The sequence below is a fragment of the Paenibacillus sp. J31R120 genome, assembly GCF_056269225.1.
On sequence record NZ_JBWDNN010000008.1, the window covers coordinates 24,257 to 44,462 of the forward strand.

Annotated in this window: 20 protein-coding genes; 9 read left to right on the forward strand and 11 right to left on the reverse strand. The window is 51.4% G+C overall.

Annotation, left to right across the window (positions count from 1 at the left end; genetic code table 11):
- The first annotated feature begins 105 nt into the window (after positions 1–105).
- Positions 106–399 (forward strand): hypothetical protein, encoded by a 294-nt coding sequence (locus AC0YNW_RS23175; RefSeq protein WP_475833945.1) that lies wholly within the window; start codon positions 106–108, stop codon positions 397–399.
- A 338-nt stretch (positions 400–737) separates the two neighbouring features.
- On the opposite strand, the gene AC0YNW_RS23180 is transcribed toward AC0YNW_RS23175, so the two are convergent.
- Genes AC0YNW_RS23180 through AC0YNW_RS23195 form a run of 4 tightly spaced genes read right to left on the reverse strand, consistent with a single transcriptional unit; the run spans position 738 to position 4,057 of the window.
- Positions 738–1,169, reverse strand: a complete 432-nt coding sequence (locus AC0YNW_RS23180; protein WP_387479489.1) for a (2Fe-2S) ferredoxin domain-containing protein — start codon at positions 1,167–1,169, stop codon at positions 738–740.
- Positions 1,170–1,204: 35 nt separating this feature from the next.
- Positions 1,205–2,014 (reverse strand): ABC transporter ATP-binding protein, encoded by an 810-nt coding sequence (locus AC0YNW_RS23185; RefSeq protein ID WP_475833946.1) that lies wholly within the window; start codon positions 2,012–2,014, stop codon positions 1,205–1,207.
- A 2-nt stretch (positions 2,015–2,016) separates the two neighbouring features.
- Positions 2,017–3,042 carry a FecCD family ABC transporter permease gene (locus tag AC0YNW_RS23190; RefSeq protein ID WP_475833947.1) on the reverse strand — a complete coding sequence of 342 codons (1,026 nt, stop codon included), beginning with the start codon at positions 3,040–3,042 and terminating at the stop codon, positions 2,017–2,019.
- On the reverse strand, positions 3,032–4,057 hold the full coding sequence (locus tag AC0YNW_RS23195; RefSeq protein ID WP_475833948.1) for an ABC transporter substrate-binding protein: 1,026 nt from the start codon (positions 4,055–4,057) through the stop codon (positions 3,032–3,034). Before AC0YNW_RS23195 ends, AC0YNW_RS23190 begins: the two co-directional genes overlap by 11 nt.
- A gap of 867 nt (positions 4,058–4,924) precedes the next feature.
- Here AC0YNW_RS23195 and cyoA point away from each other — a divergent pair.
- From cyoA to cyoD, 4 genes are read left to right on the forward strand one after another with little or no spacing between them, the layout of a single operon-like run.
- Positions 4,925–5,905 carry a ubiquinol oxidase subunit II gene (cyoA, locus tag AC0YNW_RS23200; RefSeq protein ID WP_475833949.1) on the forward strand — a complete coding sequence of 327 codons (981 nt, stop codon included), beginning with the start codon at positions 4,925–4,927 and terminating at the stop codon, positions 5,903–5,905.
- A gap of 29 nt (positions 5,906–5,934) precedes the next feature.
- Positions 5,935–7,923: a cbb3-type cytochrome c oxidase subunit I gene (locus AC0YNW_RS23205; protein ID WP_475833950.1), complete on the forward strand. Its 1,989-nt coding sequence runs from the start codon at positions 5,935–5,937 to the stop codon at positions 7,921–7,923.
- Positions 7,923–8,564 (forward strand): cytochrome aa3 quinol oxidase subunit III, encoded by a 642-nt coding sequence (qoxC, locus tag AC0YNW_RS23210; RefSeq protein WP_475833951.1) that lies wholly within the window; start codon positions 7,923–7,925, stop codon positions 8,562–8,564. Before AC0YNW_RS23205 ends, qoxC begins: the two co-directional genes overlap by 1 nt.
- Before the next feature lies 1 nt (position 8,565).
- Entirely contained in the window at positions 8,566–8,910 is a 345-nt protein-coding gene (gene cyoD, locus AC0YNW_RS23215) for a cytochrome o ubiquinol oxidase subunit IV (RefSeq protein ID WP_387479502.1), read from the forward strand.
- Between the two features lie 70 nt (positions 8,911–8,980).
- On the opposite strand, the gene AC0YNW_RS23220 is transcribed toward cyoD, so the two are convergent.
- On the reverse strand, positions 8,981–11,062 hold the full coding sequence (locus AC0YNW_RS23220) for an Ig domain protein group 2 domain protein (RefSeq protein ID WP_475833952.1): 2,082 nt from the start codon (positions 11,060–11,062) through the stop codon (positions 8,981–8,983).
- Between the two features lie 350 nt (positions 11,063–11,412).
- Between AC0YNW_RS23220 and AC0YNW_RS23225 the strand changes: the two genes are divergently transcribed.
- Both AC0YNW_RS23225 and hmpA read left to right on the forward strand, forming a co-directional pair.
- Positions 11,413–12,441 carry a GNAT family N-acetyltransferase gene (locus AC0YNW_RS23225; RefSeq protein WP_475833953.1) on the forward strand — a complete coding sequence of 343 codons (1,029 nt, stop codon included), beginning with the start codon at positions 11,413–11,415 and terminating at the stop codon, positions 12,439–12,441.
- A gap of 172 nt (positions 12,442–12,613) precedes the next feature.
- Positions 12,614–13,843, forward strand: coding sequence for an NO-inducible flavohemoprotein (hmpA, locus tag AC0YNW_RS23230; RefSeq protein ID WP_475833954.1), 1,230 nt, complete (start codon positions 12,614–12,616; stop codon positions 13,841–13,843).
- 2 nt (positions 13,844–13,845) lie between these two features.
- Here hmpA and AC0YNW_RS23235 read toward each other — a convergent pair whose 3' ends face one another.
- Positions 13,846–14,352, reverse strand: coding sequence for a Crp/Fnr family transcriptional regulator (locus AC0YNW_RS23235; protein WP_475833955.1), 507 nt, complete (start codon positions 14,350–14,352; stop codon positions 13,846–13,848).
- Between the two features lie 199 nt (positions 14,353–14,551).
- On the opposite strand from AC0YNW_RS23235, the gene AC0YNW_RS23240 reads away from it, so the two are divergent.
- The gene (locus AC0YNW_RS23240; protein ID WP_475833956.1) at positions 14,552–15,022 is read left to right on the forward strand and encodes a hypothetical protein; all 471 of its coding nucleotides are present in this window, start codon (positions 14,552–14,554) and stop codon (positions 15,020–15,022) included.
- Between the two features lie 56 nt (positions 15,023–15,078).
- Here AC0YNW_RS23240 and AC0YNW_RS23245 read toward each other — a convergent pair whose 3' ends face one another.
- From AC0YNW_RS23245 to AC0YNW_RS23260, 4 genes are read right to left on the reverse strand one after another with little or no spacing between them, the layout of a single operon-like run.
- Complete coding sequence (locus AC0YNW_RS23245; protein WP_475833957.1) at positions 15,079–15,783, reverse strand: hypothetical protein; 705 nt, start codon at positions 15,781–15,783, stop codon at positions 15,079–15,081.
- The gene (locus AC0YNW_RS23250) at positions 15,780–17,039 is read right to left on the reverse strand and encodes a hypothetical protein (protein ID WP_475833958.1); all 1,260 of its coding nucleotides are present in this window, start codon (positions 17,037–17,039) and stop codon (positions 15,780–15,782) included. Before AC0YNW_RS23250 ends, AC0YNW_RS23245 begins: the two co-directional genes overlap by 4 nt.
- Before the next feature lie 25 nt (positions 17,040–17,064).
- A complete protein-coding gene (locus AC0YNW_RS23255) occupies positions 17,065–17,748 on the reverse strand; it encodes a hypothetical protein (RefSeq protein ID WP_475833959.1) in 684 nt (227 codons plus the stop codon).
- Positions 17,745–18,368 carry an RNA polymerase sigma factor gene (locus AC0YNW_RS23260; RefSeq protein ID WP_475833960.1) on the reverse strand — a complete coding sequence of 208 codons (624 nt, stop codon included), beginning with the start codon at positions 18,366–18,368 and terminating at the stop codon, positions 17,745–17,747. Before AC0YNW_RS23260 ends, AC0YNW_RS23255 begins: the two co-directional genes overlap by 4 nt.
- 205 nt (positions 18,369–18,573) lie before the next feature.
- Here AC0YNW_RS23260 and AC0YNW_RS23265 point away from each other — a divergent pair, with 205 nt between their 5' ends.
- On the forward strand, positions 18,574–19,590 hold the full coding sequence (locus AC0YNW_RS23265) for a S66 family peptidase (protein ID WP_475833961.1): 1,017 nt from the start codon (positions 18,574–18,576) through the stop codon (positions 19,588–19,590).
- Positions 19,591–19,681: 91 nt separating this feature from the next.
- On the opposite strand, the gene AC0YNW_RS23270 is transcribed toward AC0YNW_RS23265, so the two are convergent.
- Positions 19,682–20,206 (reverse strand): YwhD family protein, encoded by a 525-nt coding sequence (locus AC0YNW_RS23270; protein ID WP_475833962.1) that lies wholly within the window; start codon positions 20,204–20,206, stop codon positions 19,682–19,684.

Sequence of the window (20,206 nt, forward strand, 5' to 3'; positions counted from 1 at the left end):
GTCCAATTTATGTGCAAAAAGTGAATTTTCTTTGAACAAACGACATAATATGTGGTATAGTATGGTTAAGAAAGCACTTTCATTCTCAAATTAGGAGTGTTTGATATGACTACAAAAACGGCAACGATCAGCCAGCTTGGCCCAACGAAATCCGACGTGAAGCGTCTCGTCAATGTGATGACTGCGATAGCTTGGGGTGTTCTCGGCATCGGCTTCCTCTTATGCCTCATTAACTTAAGTCATTTCAGCGATAAAAATATCGGTCTCATGGTCGGAATCGGATTCCTCGTAGGCAGTGTTCACATTTATGTCATTGGTACGGCTATTGGTCTCGTTCATGCGAGATTGAACAGCAACAAGGACACGAACTCTTCCAGATCTTCCGACACGGATCATTAATAATTAATATTCCTTAATCCAAGTGACTGTCCCAAAGTGGATTCGTTCACTTAAATGAGGTTCTCTTGATCAAAACAGTTGCAAAAATCAGTAATGGCGGTGCTTGGGGGGTTCTTCCCGGCATCGCCATTTTATGTTTTCAGACTTCATAGGCGCATAATGACTGCATTCGCATCCGGCTTCTCTCGACGAATATTACCGAGCAACAGGATTGGATCGAGTACGGATGCTCCTTCTTCGAGGTTCTCCGGATTCTGTCTTCACGCCGTATTCGGCGGCTGCCATGCTAGCACAAAAAAGAAGCTATCCCGATAATGGATAGCTCCTCGACATCGTATTTAAACGATATATTCATCCGAAGGAAACAAAGGAGAGCGGACAAACTTCCCTTCCTCCGAACGAGAATACGCGATTCTCTCTTCGATGGGCCGGCCTTCGATAAAATGCTGTTGCACAATCTCCTTCACATCATCCGTCGATACGCCTTGGTACCATACGCCTTCCGGGTATACCACCATACTCCCGGCATCTGCACAGCGACTCAGGCACTTCACTTCTGACAGCTTAATCCTATGCGCCATTCCCGTTTCTTTAAGCTCTTCTCGAAACGCCGCAATCACTTCAGGCGCATTGCCTTTTCTCACACAGCAAATACCGTCGCATATAAAAACATGCTTCTCCAGCGAATCCATCATCCGGTTAGCCAGCTTCCGCTTTTTTAAGCGTTCCTCTGTAGACATAGGCTTGTACGTTTCCTGCTCCGCGCTCATTGCAATCCCTTCTTTCGTTCAAATTTTGCAAAATACTATATCGAATCAACCTGTCCGCTGTTCTTCTCAGCAATTCCAATCGGCTCTACGATCAACTGTCCTTGATGCCCCGACTTCAGTTCCGCCTCGACACCGAACACTTCATTCAGCATATCCTTTGTAATGACATGGGATGGCTCGCCTGCAGAGTGAAGACGGCCGTTATGAACGACGATGACCTCGTCAGAATATTTTGCGGCCTGGTTAATATCATGCAAGATCATGACGACCGTCAGCCCGTGCTCTCGATTCAGTTGCTTCACTAACTCCAACATTTCAAGTTGATGGCAAATATCCAGAAAAGTTGTCGGCTCATCCAGCAGAAGCAGCTTCGAGCTTTGTGCCAACGCCATGGCAAGCCATGCTCGCTGCCCTTCGCCGCCGGATAAATCCTGCAATTTCTTGTCCTGCATGAAAGTGAGTCGGGTCTGCTTAAGAGCCCAGTCTACCTTCTCATTATCCGCTGAGGCATCCGCACTCCAGAACTTGCGGTGAGGGAATCGGCCATGCTCTACCAGTTCCCTAATGCTCAAATCGCCAGGCGCCTGAGGCTTCTGATGCAGCAAAGCCATCCTTTTTGCTACCTCAAGAGCCTTCATGGAGAATACATTCTTCCCCTCCAGCTCTATCGTTCCGCTGCTGGGCTTCAGGTTTCTCGAAAGTGCTTTTATCAATGTGCTTTTGCCTGAGCCGTTCGGTCCCAAAATGGTGTATATTTTCCCTTGCTCAATAGAAAGAGACATCTGGTGTATGATCGTTCGATTGCCGTATTTCAGATGTATATTAAGTGCCTGCAATGCCAGCATAGCTAACCTCCCCTCTTAAGCAGATATAAGAAGAACGGGGCACCTATCGCAGCCATCACAATGCCTACCGGAAGCTCTACTGGTGCAAAAATCGTTCTTGCCATCATATCACTCAGCGTCACCACTCCCGCTCCCAATAAAGCAGATGCTGGAATAAGCAATCGGTAGTTGTTGCCGATCATCAGCCTTGCAGCATGAGGAACAACTAAGCCAACGAAGCCAAGCAACCCTACGATGCTGACAGCGCTTGCCGCAAGCAGAGATGCTAATGCCGTCAAAAGCAGCCGATTTCCTTCGACATTCAATCCAAGCGATCTGGCATTGTTGTCACTTAAGAGCAGCAAGTTGAGACGATTCGTACTCATCAAAGCCAGAATAAGGCCTATGAACGTATACGGGGCAATGATCTTGAGCTGGGGCCAGCTGCTTGTACCCAGTCCGCCTACGATAAATTGCATAGCGCCATGCACCCGGTCAGAATAGAACACCAGCAGGCCGGATACACCCGCGCCAAGCATTGATGCAACAGCCACCCCTGCCAATATGATTCGGGTAGTTTGAATTCCATTCTTCCACGACAAAACATACACGAGAATAGCTGCCAGCATGGCGCCGACGAAGGCACCTGGCGTCAACAGCCATTGCGACTGCGGGAACAAAATCAGAATGGTGATCGCGACAAATCCTGCTCCCGCATTTACCCCGATAATTTGCGGGTCAGCGAGCGGGTTCTTCATAATTCCTTGTAGAATAGCTCCAGCAAGCGCAAGGTTAATCCCAACTGCCGCGCCAACAAGCGCTCGCGGGAGACGAATATTCATTAGAATGCTATAATGCTCGGTCTGTTCGCCAAGAAACAGAATTCTCCCCATCTCCGCCAATGGGATAGATACAGCTCCCCTTGCCACGCCTATCGATAGGCTGGCCAGGGAGAATAGTGCAAAAGCCACCAGAATCAAGATACTGTGCGGCTTCAAGCCCCATATCATTTTGAATCCGGCTTCCTGCTGGGGGAATTTATTCCGCATGTCCATATACTTCCGGGTATACGACCTTGCCGATATACTCTACTGCATCCGCATAGTCTACGCCGGGGTTAGTGAGGAAATATTGTTGGGGAAGGAAGCGAACTTGCCCTTCATTTACAGCCCGAAGCGAACTCCAAGCCGGATGACTCTCCATATCCTGTTTCATGCGCGGTTCAATATCCTCTTTGCTGCCTCGGGTGGAGATGAGAATGAGATCGGGGTCAAATTCCATTATTTTTTCAAGGCTAAAAGGTGTCTTGTCCGGACGTCCCTCCATCGCAACCAAGTTAGCCCCAAGGTTATCGACACCCAGCAGCTTGGCAGCTCCTCCCGCAATGGAGTTATCGCGTTCCAGAGTTACTTCTCTTGTCGAGACTTGAATAATGACCACCCTCGGACTATTAGCCGGTACATTGCTTTGAAGATGGGTGATCTTCTGTTCCATTCCTTTCAGCACAGCTTCACTTTTGCTTTCATCATCCGACAGCTTGCTAAAAAATTGAAGCTTGGATTTCACATCCTCATAAGTCGTCATATTAAGAACAACAATCGGAATGTTGTTCGCCTCCAGCTGTTCAACCATGGAATCATGAAGCCTGACTCCTCCAATGACCAAATCCGGCTTAAGGCTTACGACCTTCTCCAAGTTCACTTGGGCGTTAAATCCGACTTCCGTTACATCCTCAGCTCCAGCGGGAATGTCACCCAGGAAGCTTTGGAATGACACACGGCCCACCGCTTGCCCCCCTGTCTCATACAGCATCGAAGTAAATGTTGGAGTCAAGGTCACAATTCGCTCAGGCTTGCTCTTCAAGACTACTTCTCTGCCCAGGTCGTCCGTTATTCTCAAATATTCTAATGAAGCATTCTCATTATCAGCTACGCCGGCCGTTTCGTAAGCGTTTTCAGGCGAAGCCTTACTGCTTTCAACAACTTGGTTATGATTACTAGTACATGCCGTAGCAACGGATAACATAAGACTAGCGGACATCACCGATATTACAATTTTTCTCATTTTTGATTCAATCCTCTCAAAAATTCTATCTAATAAGTAATATAACTTATCAAAATCCCATCTACATGACTCAATAGAGCCATATAAGGGTTAATATTTTGAAGAAAGTAAAATAAAGCCTTCACAAGACGATAACTTCGACTGGAGAGTTGCTCTTGCTCTGGATGAACGAATATGACAACACCAAAAAGTCAAACCAACCCACTAATAGCTGAAAGCTGGTTCGACTTTATTGTTAAGGCACTCCTCAAAGGAATAGTTTGGCTTCTCCATTCAATGGCTTTCATGATCGGGACGTTACCTTGTCCGAATTCGCCCTGAAATCCCCTATAAACGCATGGGGATAGACCACGTAAATTTCCTAGAAATGCCTGTTTACTGGGCTATTTTCAACCATATGTCTAACTCGTGAATAATATATGGCGGAAAAAAGTCGAATTGTTTACGTAATTGTTAACCCTACAGTCACAGCGTTTCGAATCTGCTATGTTAGTCGTAAGCTATTTTTAAGAGTTTGCGGACTGAGCAAGACGACTGTGACTATTCCAGCATGTGCTCTGGTTCACAAACCTTAACGCATGCTTTCAAAGCCAAGGCGTATATGCTGCACACGCCTAGGCATAAGCTTTGCTTCACAAACCTATGCGGATTCTTCCGTAGCTAGGTTTGTTCACAAGCCAATTGCATCTGGCTTTATGCTTCACAAACCTAAGCGGATGCTTCCGTAGCTAGGTTTGTTCACAAGCCAATTGCTTGGCTTTATGCTTCACAAACCTAAGCGGATGCTTTCGAAGCTAGGTTTGTTCACAAGCCAGCATTTCATTGCTTGGCTTATGCTTCACAAACCTTTAAGGAGTTGGAACCAAGATGAGACGTAATTATCGAATGCTGGCAGTGGGGCTCTTCCTTGCAATGGTCTTCCTGCTCTCAGGCTGCAGCGAGCAATACATCGTGCTCGATCCGAAAGGGCCGATCGGGCAATCTCAGAAGGACTTGATTATCATATCAACCGTTCTGTGTGCAGTCATCATTATCCCAGTGCTTATCATGACGGCTATAATCGTATGGCGCTACCGCGACCGCCCAGGCAGCAAAGCGAAATACAAGCCGAACTGGGAACACAATACGAAGCTGGAAGTGACATGGTGGAGCATTCCGATCGTGATCATCATTATCCTTGCGGCCGTAACCATCAACTATACTTACAAGTTGGAGCCGTCCCGCGCGATCGAATCTGAGAAGGCGCCGATTACGATACAAGTAACCTCAATGGATTGGAAGTGGCTGTTCAAATATCCGGATGAGGATATCGCGACAGTCAACTATGTGAAGTTCCCAGAAGACAGGCCTGTCCGCTTCCAGCTGACATCCGATACGGCGATGAATTCCTTCTGGATTCCGCAGCTTGGCGGCCAGCTCTACTCCATGTCCGGCATGGCGATGACATTGTACCTGCAAGCTGACGAGCAAGGAAGCTACTACGGCTCGGGCGCTAACTTCAACGGCAAGGATTTTGCCCAAATGACCTTCAAAGCCGATGCTGTATCGCAAGAGGAGTACGATGCATGGATTCAAGAAGTGAAGAAAGACGCTCCTGCCCTGACCCTGGATGGCTATAAGGAATTGCAGAAGCCAGGCCGCTCTGATGTGCAGCAGTTCTCTAGCTTCCCTGAAGGACTGTTCGAGCAAATCGTAACGCAATATGTCGAAGAAGGCAGCAGCGGCGCGCACTCGCATCATGGCGTCAGCTCGGACGCTTCGAAGAATGAAGCAAGCAGCAAGAACAACGATAGCGAGACCGAAACGGCCGACGCATCAGATCAACACAACGGACATGCGGGCCATTAACGTACCGTTATCGAAAGGAGAACTAGCTCATGTGGGATAAGATCAAAGATTTTTCATCCGAGTTTTTCGTGACGGGCGATCCCCTCATTCTCGGAGCCCAGGTATCGATTGCAATTACCATGGTAGCCATCGTATTCATCCTCACGTATTTCAAGAAATGGCGCTGGCTATGGACGGAGTGGCTAACCTCTGTCGATCATAAAAAAATCGGCATTATGTATATCATCGCATCTATTCTGATGTTGTTCCGCGGCGGGGTTGACGCCCTGCTCATGCGGATGCAGCTGGCTGTCCCGCAGGTGGAATTCCTGAATGCGGAGCACTATAACGCGATATTCACGACGCATGGCGTTATCATGATTCTGTTCATGGCCATGCCGCTTATGTTCGGTTTGTTCAACATTGTCGTTCCGCTCCAGATCGGCGCGCGCGACGTGGCATTCCCGTTCTTGAACTCCTTAAGCTTCTGGATGTTCTTCTTCGGGGCTATGCTGTTCAACATGTCATTCGTTATCGGCGGCTCGCCGGATGCGGGCTGGCTCGCCTATCCGCCTCTGTCAGGGCTGTCAGGCAGTCCGGGCGTCGGGCAGGACTTCTATATATGGGGCATACAGATATCAGGTATGGGCTCCTTGGCAACAGGCATTAACTTTATCGTTACGATCCTGAAGATGCGCGCGCCAGGCATGAAGCTGATGAAAATGCCGATGTTCACCTGGTCCGTTCTGTCTTCCTGTACAACGATTATTTTCGCATTCCCAATCTTGACGGTTACCCTGTTCCTGCTGTTCATTGACCGTTACCTGGGTGCGCACTTCTTCACCCTCGACGGCGGCGGGAACCCGATGATGTATATTAACCTCATCTGGATGTGGGGTCACCCGGAAGTGTATATCGTTATTTTGCCGGCATTCGGTATCTTCTCCGAGATCGTCTCGGCATTCTCGAAGAAAAAGCTGTTCGGTTACAAATCGATGGTATTCGCACTAATGTCCATCAGCTTCTTCTCCTTCTTTACTTGGGCGCATCACTTCTTCACGATGGGCTCCGGCGCGAATGTCAATGCATTCTTCGCCATCACAACCATGTTGATCGCGATACCGACCGGTGTCAAAGTGTTCAACTGGCTGTTCACGATGTATCGAGGCAAGCTAAGCTTCCCGACACCGATGATGTGGACGATCGCCTTTATCCCATGTTTCGTCATTGGGGGGATGACCGGGGTGCTTCTATCGGTAGCGCCTGCGGACTTCCAGTTCCACAACAGTTATTTCTTGATCGCTCACTTCCACCAAGTGCTCATCGGCGGCGTCGTATTCGGTTACTTCGCAGGCCTGTACTACTGGTGGCCAAAAATGTTCGGCTTCAAGCTTCATGAAGGCCTGGGCAAATGGGCATTCTGGTTCTGGAATATTGGCTTCTATGTTTGTTTCATGCCGCAATATGCGCTTGGCCTGATGGGTATGACTCGCCGCTTCAACGAATACAACTTCGATATGGGCTGGCAGCCGCTCAACATCGTTTCGACGGTAGGCGGATTCCTGATGGGTATCGCGTTCTTGTTCCAAGTATGGCAAATTGCGCATAGCATCAAGTTCTACAAGAAAGAGAAAACCGGAGATACTTGGGATGGCCGCACACTGGAATGGTCGATTCCATCGCCTGCTCCAATGTACAACTTCGCTCGTACTCCTGTCGTTACAGAACAAGACGACTGGTGGGAGAAGAAGCAGCGCCGCCTAAGAGGCGAAGCCGATCCTCCAGAGGTTGTGCAAGCAGAGCAAGCTCCGCTCGAACCGATTCATATGCCGCGCAACTCCGGCGTACCGTTCGTCATGTCTGCTTTCTGGTTCACTGCCGGCTTTGGCTTTGTCTGGGATTGGAAATGGATGATTGTACTTGGACTCGGCGGCGTCATCGTAAGTATGCTGGTTCGATCCTTTACCTATAATACGGATTACTATATCCCGGTCGAAGAAGTTGAGCGGACCGAAGCCGCTGCAAGGGGGGCTCACTAATGGCAGAAGCAATAAAAAACAAGGGGCACCTCGCCCATGCCGGCCACGGAAGCCACGGCGGCGACCACGGTCATGACCATCATGACCAGGAAGAGATGAAGACATTTGGCTTCTGGCTCTTCCTCATTACGGACGTTATTCTATTCGGCACACTATTCGCCACTTATGTCGTCCTGCGGAACAACTTCGCAGGCGGCCCGCTTGGCAGCGAGCTGATCGAGATGCCGGGCATCATCGCATCGACGTTCATCTTGCTAACAAGCAGCTTCACCAGCGGCATCGCGCTGCTGGAGATGAACAAAGGCAACAAAAAAGGGTTGATCACTTGGCTGATCATTACCGCATTGCTTGGCGCTTCCTTTATCTATCTGGAAGTAAACGAATTTATCCACCTCGTGCATGAAGGCGCGAATATCGGTACAAGCGCATATTGGTCCGCATTCTTCACCCTGGTAGGCACGCACGGTCTTCACGTAACGGTCGGCCTCGTATGGATGACGGCACTTATTATTCAGATCAGACGGCGCGGCATTACGCCGGTCACGAAGCGCAAGGTCAATATCGTCAGCTTGTACTGGCATTTCCTTGACGTCGTATGGATCTTTGTCTTCACAATCGTGTATCTGATGGGGGTGATGTAGGATGGCGAACCATAACGCTCACACAGGGCATGGCGATCACGGCGGCCATGAAGGCGGCCACGGCTCCATGAAGTCATATGTCATCGGCTTCCTGCTCTCGATCGTGCTGACGATCATCCCGCTCGTCGCCGTCATGAACGGCATGTTCAGCAAGCAAGCGACGACGGTGCTAATCCTCGTCATGGCGATTCTGCAATTCGCAGTCCAACTCTTGTTCTTCATGCATATCCGTGACGAGAAGAAACCTCGTTACAACCTGATCTCCCTGATCTTCGGCCTGGTTATCATGCTGACGATCGTTGCGGGTTCGATCTGGATCATGACGTACAATGCGGTAGCAACCTAGACATCATGTCATTCTATAGAAAGAGGCAGCTGATCATTCTGATCAGCTGCCTCTTTTTTCGTATGTTCGTCTAACGTACGATAATGAATTGATCCACGTTCAATCGTTTTCCAGATGTGCCGCCGGCTACGATTTTAAACCTGACGCTGCCGCTCTCGTTCACGCTCACGGTCTGCTCCGCAAGTGCCGAGCTGCTTACATATGGTCCTCCCGCATCCGTCCAAGTGACGCCGCCATTGACGGATTTTTGCAGCTTCCATGTCGCCCCGGTGTCCGAGCCGAAATTGGCATGCTGCACCTTCACGCTCTTTACGCCGCCCGCTATGTCGAAGTTCATGGCGATTGATCCCGCTGCGCGCAGCCTCGCCGACTTGGCTCCTGCCTTCCTGTCCGTTGTCAGGTCGCCAATCAGCGCATTGTCGAACGTCCAGCTTCCGCTGTCCAGCGTAATCGTGCCTGCCGCATAAGCTCCCTTGACGCCATTCTCGAATGTCTCCAGCAGCACCTCGGCAGGCAGCGGCACAATCTGGAATTGATCGAAATTCAGCCGTTTGCCCGAGACGCCGCTGACGACGATCTTGAAGCGGACGCTGCCGCTTTCATTGACGGCAATCGTTTGCTCCGCAAGCGAAGAACCGCTGGCGTATAGTCCGCCGATATCGCTCCATGTTGCTCCGCCGTTAAGCGATTTTTGCAGCTTCCACGTTGCCCCGCTATCCGATCCGAAATGCGCGTGCTGTACCTTGACGCTCTGGACGCCAGTCACGTCAGCATTCATGTAGATGGAGCCCTCCGCACGAACGCGAGCCGCCTTGCTTCCAACCTTCTTGTCTGTTGTCATATCGCCGATAAGAGCGTTGTCGAACGTCCAGGAGCCGCTGTCCAGCGAGACCGTCCCCGTCGTGTATGCTCCCTTCACTCCGCTTTCGAACGTTTCAACGCCGTCGTCAGGGGGATTGGGAGGATCAACGTCCGAGTATCCGTACGACCCCGACTTGAATGTAGACGGGTCCCACCACTTATAGCCTGCTGCGGGCGGTGACCACGGCTCGAATTGCGGCTCCGTCGAGGTTTGCGGATTCTCCATGGGAAGCAGTACCGTGGCGCTGTCCAGCGTAATGCCAGACACCTGTGTCAAATCCGTATAGCTCTCCGGCGTAGCCAGCCAGTTGATGATATTGGTCAGCAACAAGGCATTATCCATTTCATACCACCCGTCATAGGTGGTCTTCGTCCCGCCAGTCTCTTCACGCTTATATTTAGGCGTAATATCCTCTACTGGAGACGAATCTCCGATAAGCGCTACTTTGCCAAGCCCCTTCTTGGCGATTGCCGCATACGGGCCTTCTGCGATTCCTCCGCCATTATAGACGCCTTGATCGACGGCGTTCGGCCAAGCTGCGCTGGTCGTCTGCATATAGACGATGCCCTTGGCCTTATGGGGATCGGTAATCGCAATAGTGGAGCCCGCATGCATCGTCACCGTACCTACTCCTGCCGTAATGCCAAAGGCTTGCGCCGGGGGTACGATGGTGCCGGAGTTCACGTTGCCTAGCGCATTATACCGGATGCGCATGCCGAATTCAACCGACAGCCAATCCGCGCTCGCAACATCCTGCATCGCTGCAGAAGCGGCCTCCTCCGCACTCATGCCTGCCTTCGGATTGGCCCAGGCTCCCCGGCGGTATCCGTTGAAAACTTCAGAGGAATCCCACCGATTCTTATTGCGGTCTGCATTATAATGATCCGCTATGAAGAAGATGCTGCCGCCATCCTCTACATAGTCGGCTAACACTTGCTGTTCACTTGTCTTGAATGGAATATTGGCTTCCGGGATAACGAATACATCATACCCTGTCAGGTCGCTCTCCGTTAACGGGCTGGACTTGCGATGTTCTTTAACGTAGTAGCCTTCAGCGGCCAGCGCTGAACCAAATGCGGAGAAAGCGCCGTCTATGACCCAGTCCGCCGCTCCCGCTGTCTGTCCATGCGAATTATCAAATAAGACGGACTTTCCGTTAGGCGTGCCAACCGGTATAAGCACGGGGGCGGGATCGGACGGCCCCTCAGCACCAGCTTGTCCGATTGGCCATACGCCGATGATCAATACCGCTGACAACAATAAGGAGACGATTCTTTGATACCCATTCATTTTACGATTTCCCTCCATTCCATAATATGACCCATTCTGCAAGCTGTCTTGCCAGAACTGCCTGATCTTGTCCCTCTTCATCACCTCCATGAACTTGAATACGCCCCCATTCTATCAAAACAGCATCAGTTGGCGAGATAAGCTTTTGTAAATGATTGGATTTTTCGAGCCGTATATTTTGAACCGTATATTCCGATCCGGTTTTGTGGCCAATTTGGAATGGGGAGAAGTGCAAGTGCAACAGTGTACAGCATGACAAGTAACAATTGCTTCATAACCAATCTTTCCCTACCTTCCCTGTCTTTGTTGCCTCATAATTTGAGCTATATAAAGGGAAAGATGGTGAATCGATGTCATTTCGCATACGTGAACTACAGCTTCCTCATGATTACAAGCAACTGGCCGTGCTGCTGAGCGGCTATTGGTCAGAGCCAACCTCAGCAGAGCGTCTGGAAGAGGATGACCGCAAGCTGTATGAAGTTGGGGCAACCTGGAAGGATGAGAATGGCCTATTGGCTGGCTATGATCGCACGCGCCGCGTAGCGGTGAATGCCAACGACGATATTATAGGCTATGTATGGGCATGGCGGGCGCCCTGGACGGAGCCCGGTTATATCTACATAACGCTGGTAGTTGCACCAGAATCGCGCGAGCAAGGAATCGGGGACGCTTTGCTGCGCCATGCTTTTGATTGGGCGGAGCAGCTTGGAGCATCTGCCTTGATGTCAGAAGTGTGGGATGACCAACCGCAAGCCTTGGCCTTTGCCAAGCAAAGAAGCTTTCAGATCGAGAGGCATGCTTACCAGTCGGTTCTTCAACTGAAGGATACGTCATTGGAGCTGATGGAAGTGGAGCCGGAGGCGATTCTGGCATGCAACGGTCTGAGGCTTCTGACTTTGGCGGAGGAACCGGGAGAAGAGAGCGAACGCAAGCTCTATGAGCTGGGATGTGCGACGCTGAGGGATGTACCAAGCTTTCTTGGAGATGTGCCTGACTTTATCGAGTGGAAAAAGTGGAATCTGCAGGTAGACGGCTTTACGCCTGAGCTGGTCCTGATCGCCGCTGACGGCGACCGGTTCGTCGGCATGACCAATGTGCTTTATAATACCACTACAAACGGACTTTACCACGAATTCACAGGGGTAGACCGGGCATATCGCGGCAAGAAGGTGGCCCTTGCCCTTAAGCTGGAGACGATCCGGGCCGGCAAGCGCCGCGGGGCAGATTACGTCCGCACAGACAATGACTCCATGAACGCGCCGATCCTCACCATTAACCGCAAACTCGGGTATGTCCCGCTTCGAGGCAATTATCGCATTGTTTCCTCCATGGAGAAGGTGAAGGAAGCATTGACCGCAGGCAAATCTCGACCATCCTAAATTTCATGGCTTGTACGGTCACAAATCGTTGCGGATTGCTGTGATTGGAATCACAAACCGTTCATCAATCCTCCCCTATACTGAGATTATGCAGGCAGACGATACGGCGTTCAAGATAGCAAGCCACCTTGGCGTAACGTCTGATAATCAAAGTGTAGAGGGAGGATGTTTTATGTTAAGCGAACAAACGATTGGAATCATTAAATCTACGGTGCCGGTGCTCGAGGTCCATGGGGTTGCCATTACCAAGCGCTTCTACGGGCTTATGTTCGAAGCTCATCCCGAGCTGCTGAATATATTCAATCATGCCAATCAAAAGCAAGGCAGACAGCAGACCGCCCTCGCCAATACGGTATATGCGGCGGCTGTGCATATCGACAACCTGGCGGCCATCATTCCGGCCGTGAAGCAAATCGCCCATAAGCATCGCAGTCTCGGTGTAAAGCCGGAGCATTACCCCATTGTCGGGAAATTCTTGTTAACCGCGATTAAAGATGTGCTTGGAGATGCCGCAACAGATGAAATTCTGGGCGCATGGGGGGAAGCTTACGGAGTCATAGCCGATGCCTTCATCGGAGTCGAAGCCCAGATGTATGAGCAGTCCCACAGCCAGGCAGGCGGCTGGGAGGACTTCCGGCCGTTCCGTGTGGAGCGTAAGGTGCAGGAGAGCTCCATCATCACCTCGTTCTACCTCGTACCGGAGGACGGCCGCGATATCGCCGCTTTCCAGCCTGGACAATATGTGAGCGTCAAGCTCGATATTCCCGGTGAGAGCCACACGCATATCCGTCAATACAGTTTGTCGGATGCTCCGGGCAAGCCGTATTACCGCATCTCCGTGAAACGCGAAGGTGAACGCGACCAGCGTCCCGCAGGCATGATATCCACCTATCTGCATGAAAGGGTATCGGAGGGGGATACCTTGCATCTCTCGGCTCCTGCCGGTGATTTCGTGCTCGATACGGCAGATGAGCGTCCTGTTGTCCTTCTTAGCGGCGGAGTAGGCCTTACGCCGATGGTCAGCATGCTGAACACGCTCGCCGATCAATATCCGGAGCGTTCTGTTACCTTTATCCATGCCGCGCAAGACGGGCGGATGCATGCGCTAAGACAGCAGGTTGAAGACATTGCACAAAGCAACGCCAAGGTATCCGTGCAATATTGTTATGAGCGTCCTACCGATAGAGACCGCGAAGCGCAAGCCTATCATAAAGAAGGGCGCATTGATCTCGCTTGGCTCCAATCGGTACTCGCGGATCACCATGCAGCCTATTACTTATGCGGACCTGTACCGTTCATGCAGAGCGTCAAAGCTTCCTTGATCAAGTGGGGTGTGCCGAATGAGGATATTCACTACGAGTTCTTCGGCCCGAAAGCCGATATTGAAGCAGCCGGAGCTTAGCATCAGGCATTTCGCGCCTGTTCCCGCAGCAGTCGGTTGACCGTCTCGCGGCGCAGGCCAATCAATTGCCCGATTTCATCTTGGGTCAAAATATCGGTAATGGTCTGTGGCGCAATATACGTCTGAAACCATTGCTGCAGCTTGACCAGCTTGTCAGCGGGCGTAACCTGCGTCAGCTGGTCAATCCGCTGCTGCATCATGCGCAGCTTGCTCTGAAGCAGCAGCGCGATTTCCCTGCTTTTCGTCGCGTCGCGATTCAGCTCATCATACCATCGCTCCGGGGAAATTCGTTCAAACTCTGAGGTAACAAGTGCGACAGCCGTTCCATGATAAGGCATCGGACTGAGCAGCGAATGATGGGGGATCGTCTCCCCCGCCACTATGAGATTCACAAGAAACGGATTGCCATCCTCATGGATACGCATAATTTTGAGCATACCGCTTTTAAGATGGAACAGATCGCCGGTCTCGCCTTGTCTGAATAACGTTTCTCCTTTGTGCAGCAGCATATGAGCCTCCTTAACAAAAGCCCTTCCGAACTCTCGGAGGGCTTGTTTGTTGATATTGCATGACCGATTCCCATTCCTTGCGTGCAATTCCAACTTATCCAATAGCGATTATGTTGACGATTCGCTCGTCTCAGGGGTACAATAATGCAGGCAGAAAATCCTGCTCCAATTAATTTTCACCCTTAAAGGCGGTATTGTAATGCGACTGAAAACCTATGCGATCTGTATATATATTCTATTCATTTATTGGATTTCATCCCATATTCCCCAGATGCATTCCCTGTTCTTCCCTACGCTCGGCGCCTTCAGCCTGCTGTTTATTTCACGGCCGCTTAATCGTACGGAACTCAGGAATATTGCAACGGGAGCAATCGTGGCGTCAGCTATCGGCTCGTTGTTTGTTAATCTAAGCACGGGCATTCTCTCTCTTCTCGCAACCCTTCTCATCGTCCTTGGCCTGATGAAGAAATTGAACTGGAACGCGCCGCCGATATTGGCCGTTGCCTTAATTCCGTTCTTTACCCAGCCGCCTAACATGTGGGTCATCCCCGTATCCGTAGCTTGTACGCTGGCAGGCTTGCTCGTTATCTTGTCTGCTGCCGCTTTCGCAGAGAAGCTGACAAGCAGCAAATCGGCGGTGATCAAAGCGGATTCCGATACCGCGGCGTAGCCCCCGCTCTGTGCCCATACTGGCACAGTCTCTGATCACCTTTGCTATACTTCCGGTTAATAAGGGCGCCGCTCCACTTCGAGCCCTTCCGGTATCGTGACAATCAAGTTAGGGTTTAGCGAGTCCGAGGTCAACACACCGCTCTTCGCATCTGGCGCATTCACGAACACATACATCGAAGAGCCCACTATGTTTGTGTGAAGCAGCTCGTTCTGGTTCGACATCGGCTCCATCGAGCGATAACGAATCTGTCCGATAAGCTGCAGCTCATTCGTATCTGCTTCCTCCACAGTTACATACAAGGTAGACTGTACGACAATCGTTTTTATCCCCGCAGGCACTTCGATTTTCCCGCTTTCTACGTACGCCGTTCTGGAAGTCATATTGATCTCTCGCTGCAGCTCGCCGTAGATTCCGGACGACATGAGCAGCGCCAGCATCATACTCCCCACGCCAAGCAAACCGACAAAAAACACGCTCAGCCAATCATACCGAATAATTGTATTGGATTTTCCTGACGTTTTCAGGTAGATCAGAAGCTCCACGCCTAGCAAAATAAACACAACGGGCGCCACCCATAGCAGCAGCTCGTATGCCTCTGTATCCTGCCAGATCGATACCGCAAAGGCCGTGCCGATCAGAATGAGCGTAATGCCCATCGACAGCGAGCCGACACGCCATTCTCGTTCAGCCGGCTTTGAAGCCGAAGCCGGATAGGGCTCGGCAGGGTACGGATTGACGGGTCTATGCATATCCATCATGCGTTTCCTCCCCTGTCTTCAAAGCGCGGCGGCGGCTCGCTGGGGGACGGTGTGCCGCTGCCAAGCAAGCTGCGCCGACCGAACGCCAGCCGCAACCCGATAACGATCATGACGAATGCGATGACCGCTGTCGGCAGCATATACTTGTACTGCATATATTGCTGGTACAGTCCCGGCCAGTTCCTTAAGACAGTATCAAGCAGAATGCGGTCAATCAGGAAGTAGATGCCGAACCCGAGCAGTCCAATACCGAGCCAGCGTTGATACGGAACGATCGCAGGCAGTAGCGGCTCGTCGTTCATTTGCTGACGCCCATAGCGGGATAGCTGGGCAAGGGCATCGAAGAAGGCAAAGAACCAGAATAACGGCAGCAAGAACAAAAATAGCGAGAGGCGCAAATTGTCCATAATAAAGATTGCCAGAAGGAAGCCCGCCATCAGCTGCAGGCCTCTCTTTTGCAAGCCGAGATAGAGATGCCCCGCTCCCGGAAAGATAGCCAGTGCGATCGTAAACACCCGGTTCTTCTGACCGGAAGCAATGTGGGCTTCAACGCCTTCGAACAGCGACTTATCCTCTAGTGCCTCGCCGCGCATCTTCTGCTGTACGAGACTGGAAGCATCGAACATGCTGTAGATCCAGATGACGGGCAGCGCCAGCAGGAATACCAGCAGCGATCCTGAATTGGTGATGAAGCTTAAGAAGAGCGTAATCGCGAACAAGCCGACGAAAGAGACCAAGAATGTAATGCCTCTCTGCATCAATCCCAGATTCATATGACCGAGACCGGGGATGATGGACATCATGATCGTTTTGCTTTTCATTTGTTCCAGCTCATAATCCGGCCGCTGGGCGTAACCCGGTCCCGGTGGTACACCCTGTTGATTATACGATGCACCCGGGAAGCCAGCAGGACCATACGGAGGCGGAGGGCCTGTATGGGATGGGCCTCCCGCATACTCACCATGCGGCATATAGCCATGCGTTGCCTGCGGTGTGAACACCTTGCCCGATACAAGCGTAATGATCATATCCAGCATATTCACAAAACCGAATACGGCAGCTACGAACATTAGAAAGATCACAAACTCCTCGTTACTATAGCCTCCGCTTACGAACCAAATAAACAGCGCCAAGGCAATAGCGCCAAAAAAACCTCCCCCATACAGCAGACCGCGAATCGGCCTTCTCAGATACAGATGTCCCGCACCGGGAATAAAAGATAGAAAAAACGCAACAAGCGGGCTTTTATCCATCATATCTCATACTTCCTTTCACTCTTCATTATTTGAACCGCCAGGATTGAATGCCGTCGAGCCAGTTCCCGGCTTGATTGACCAGCCGGTCCGACCAGGAAGGCCCCGCCATCCATTCCGCTCCAACGTGTTGCGGCGGGATAGGGTTCGTGTCCCTTTCATGCAGCTGCTGCAGCGATTGAGAGAAGCTTGTGAGCGCACCCGTTGCCAATAGCATAAGAGTGATGGAAGCCGCAATCGTATAATGCGTAACGGGATGCTGCAGCCATGAGCCGCGTTCGCGCGTCGTGCGTCTATCCGCTTGCTTCCTCTCCTGTTGTTGCTTCCCAATCTGCACTGGTTTCGTATCATCTGCGGGCTCAGGAGGCTTCTTCTCCTGCGTCTCTTCTTTCATGACCATAGGCAGCCGATCAGGAACCGGCGAAGGAGCAACTTCGATGAATGGTGAATGCTCCGCTTCCCCTGCATCCGTGTGCATCAGAGCAGCCATTACCGCATCTTCCATTCTCGCCATGTCGGGCAGTCCGGCTGTCATCCACAAAGGTTCGGCAGCATCGTTCGCTTCCTCCATCATGGCCATGAACCGCCATAGGCAGCCCTCGCAAATTTCCAGCTCCGAGTCCGCACGTTCGCGCTCGCCCGGAGTCAGCTCATTGCAGATATATCGCCGCAATTGCTCATCTGTCAGATGTCCTGCTTCCATTCCATTCATTCAAAGTCCTCCTTTCGCCAATGCTGCCGCATCCAATTCCGGGCGCGGTAGAGTCTGGACTCTACACTTTTGCGCTCCAGCCCCGTCTCGGCGGCAATTTGCTCGTAGCTTTTTTCCTCTATATAAAAGGCATGTATAACTTCGCGATAACGATCCGGCAGTTCGTCAACCTTGGCGTGTATGTACCTCAGTTCCTCCGCGCGCAGCGCGATTGATTCTGCTGCAGGAACAGGCAAGGCGCTCAGCATGCCTTCCGCTTGAAACTCCGTCTGCTGCAAGTCGACGGTCTCCTGCTTCATAAGCTGCTCAGGCCGTCTAGCCTTGCTTCGCTTGAAATCGATAGCCCGGTTAACGGCTATTCGGGTAATCCAGGTCTTCAGCCCATCCATTCGGTAATTCGGGAGAGAGCGATAGATGAGCAGTAGGACTTCCTGGGTCACGTCTTCTGCATCATGCGGCGAATGCAGCACGGCGAAGACGGTCTTGTAGATGTAAGCTCCATAGGCTTGCACGAATGGTCGATATTGCTCGGGCCCGCCATCGCGTACAGCTATGAGCCATGCTTCGTCTTGAATTGCGCTCTCCTCCCTTCCCGATACAGATAGACGTTGGTTCCACATTGAAACCCTGCGCAGTGTACAAATTATTTTTAGACGAACAGATATCTGGTTCATTCTACAGTGCAGTCCCTGATAACTGCAACCACGCACGGGCAGCATTCCGCAGCCGAATCAAGCAGCCTATCCCAGATACCGACCGAAAAAATATGGACTGAGCACCCTTATCCTTGTATAATTCCCAAAAAGGAAACAGAGGAGGGCTACCATGATTACGTACCCGCAATTGAAACCAAACGCGACGATTGGCGTTACAGCGCCATCATCCGGCGTGCAAGAAGAGCTGCACTACATTCTGACCGAAGCGGTCGCCAAGATGAAGAATGAAGGATTTGCCGTCACTCTGGGAGAAACACCATGGACACAGCACAAAGCCAAGTCCTCCTCTGCTATCGAGAGAGCCTCGGAGCTGAACGCCATGATGGCCGACAAGGACATTGACATCATTATTCCGCCATGGGGCGGAGAACTGCTCATTGAGCTATTGGAGCATCTGAATTTCGCCAATTACCCTAATAAGTGGCTGCTGGGCTACTCGGATACGAGCATTCTGCTGCTCGCCGTGACACTCGCTACGGGAATCGCGACGGCGCATGGCACGAATCTGGTAGATTTGCGCGGGGAATATTGGGACGACACCACCGCTGTATGGCTCCAGGCTCTGCGCACGAAGACGGGCGAGTCGATCGTACAGCAATCCTCTCCCCTATTTCAGAAGGAGTGGAACTTTGAGACGCCTTCGCCATGTGTCTTCCACTTAACGGAGCCTACGAGCTGGAAGTCCGTCCAAGGCAGACCTGTTCATATGGCAGGACGGTTGCTGGGCGGCTGTATCGATATCATTCGCCATCTGGCGGGGACGCCGTACGGAGATGTCGCTGCGTTCCGGCAGAAGCATATCCCGGGCGAGCCGATCGTGTGGTACTTCGAGAATTGTGATTTGCGGACGACGGATCTTAAGCGGTCGCTTGCGCAGCTAAGGCTTGCCGGCTGGTTCGACCATTGCTCCGGCCTCATGTTCGGCAGAAGCGCAGCGAATGCGCCTGTAGAGGACTATGAGATCGAAGATGTGTACCGTGATCTGGCGGAAGAGCTTGGACTGCCAGTTATCTACGATATCGATTGCGGCCATGTTCCGCCTCAGATGACATTTATCAACGGAGCCTATGCAGAAATCGCTGTAGCCGAGGGCAAAGGAACGGTTACACAATACTTTAGACCTTAATGAAAGTTTTCATTAATGGAAGTCAATACAGCAGAAACAAAACGACCCGGCTCCAGTGAGCCGGGTCGTTACTTTATTGAAATAAGCGTCACTATCCGCCCAGAGCATCCTTCAGCTCAGCAGGCGTACGCTCCCACCATTCCGCGTTATGTTCAACCAGAAGCTTGCGTAGCGCAGCTTTCTCTTCATCGCCGAGGTTATCCACCATATAACGGCGCTTGAGCGCATAGTCGAGACGGTTCACATGATCGGCAAGAATCTTCCAACCGCGTCTCGCCTCCGTATCGATCAGCATCTCGCATGCTGTCGCTCCCGCATAGTACGAACCCTCCTCGTTGCGGTCGACCGCAACCCAGACAATCCAGCACTCGCGTCCGTTCGGCGTATCTTCCTTGTTAGGCGTGAACTTGATGCCCCGCTCGATCTTGCTTTTCGCATGCATCGCTCCTACATCAATATAAGCGACGCCCTGGTCGATCATTACACAAGCTACATCGCTCAGATCGATAGAGCCTGCGCCAAAGCCTTTATGTTTCTTGCTGCTCACTACGTTGAGCGACAAGGATTTCTTCTCTTTAACCTCCGGCTGAGCCGGCGTATTTTCTTGCTCCGTCAT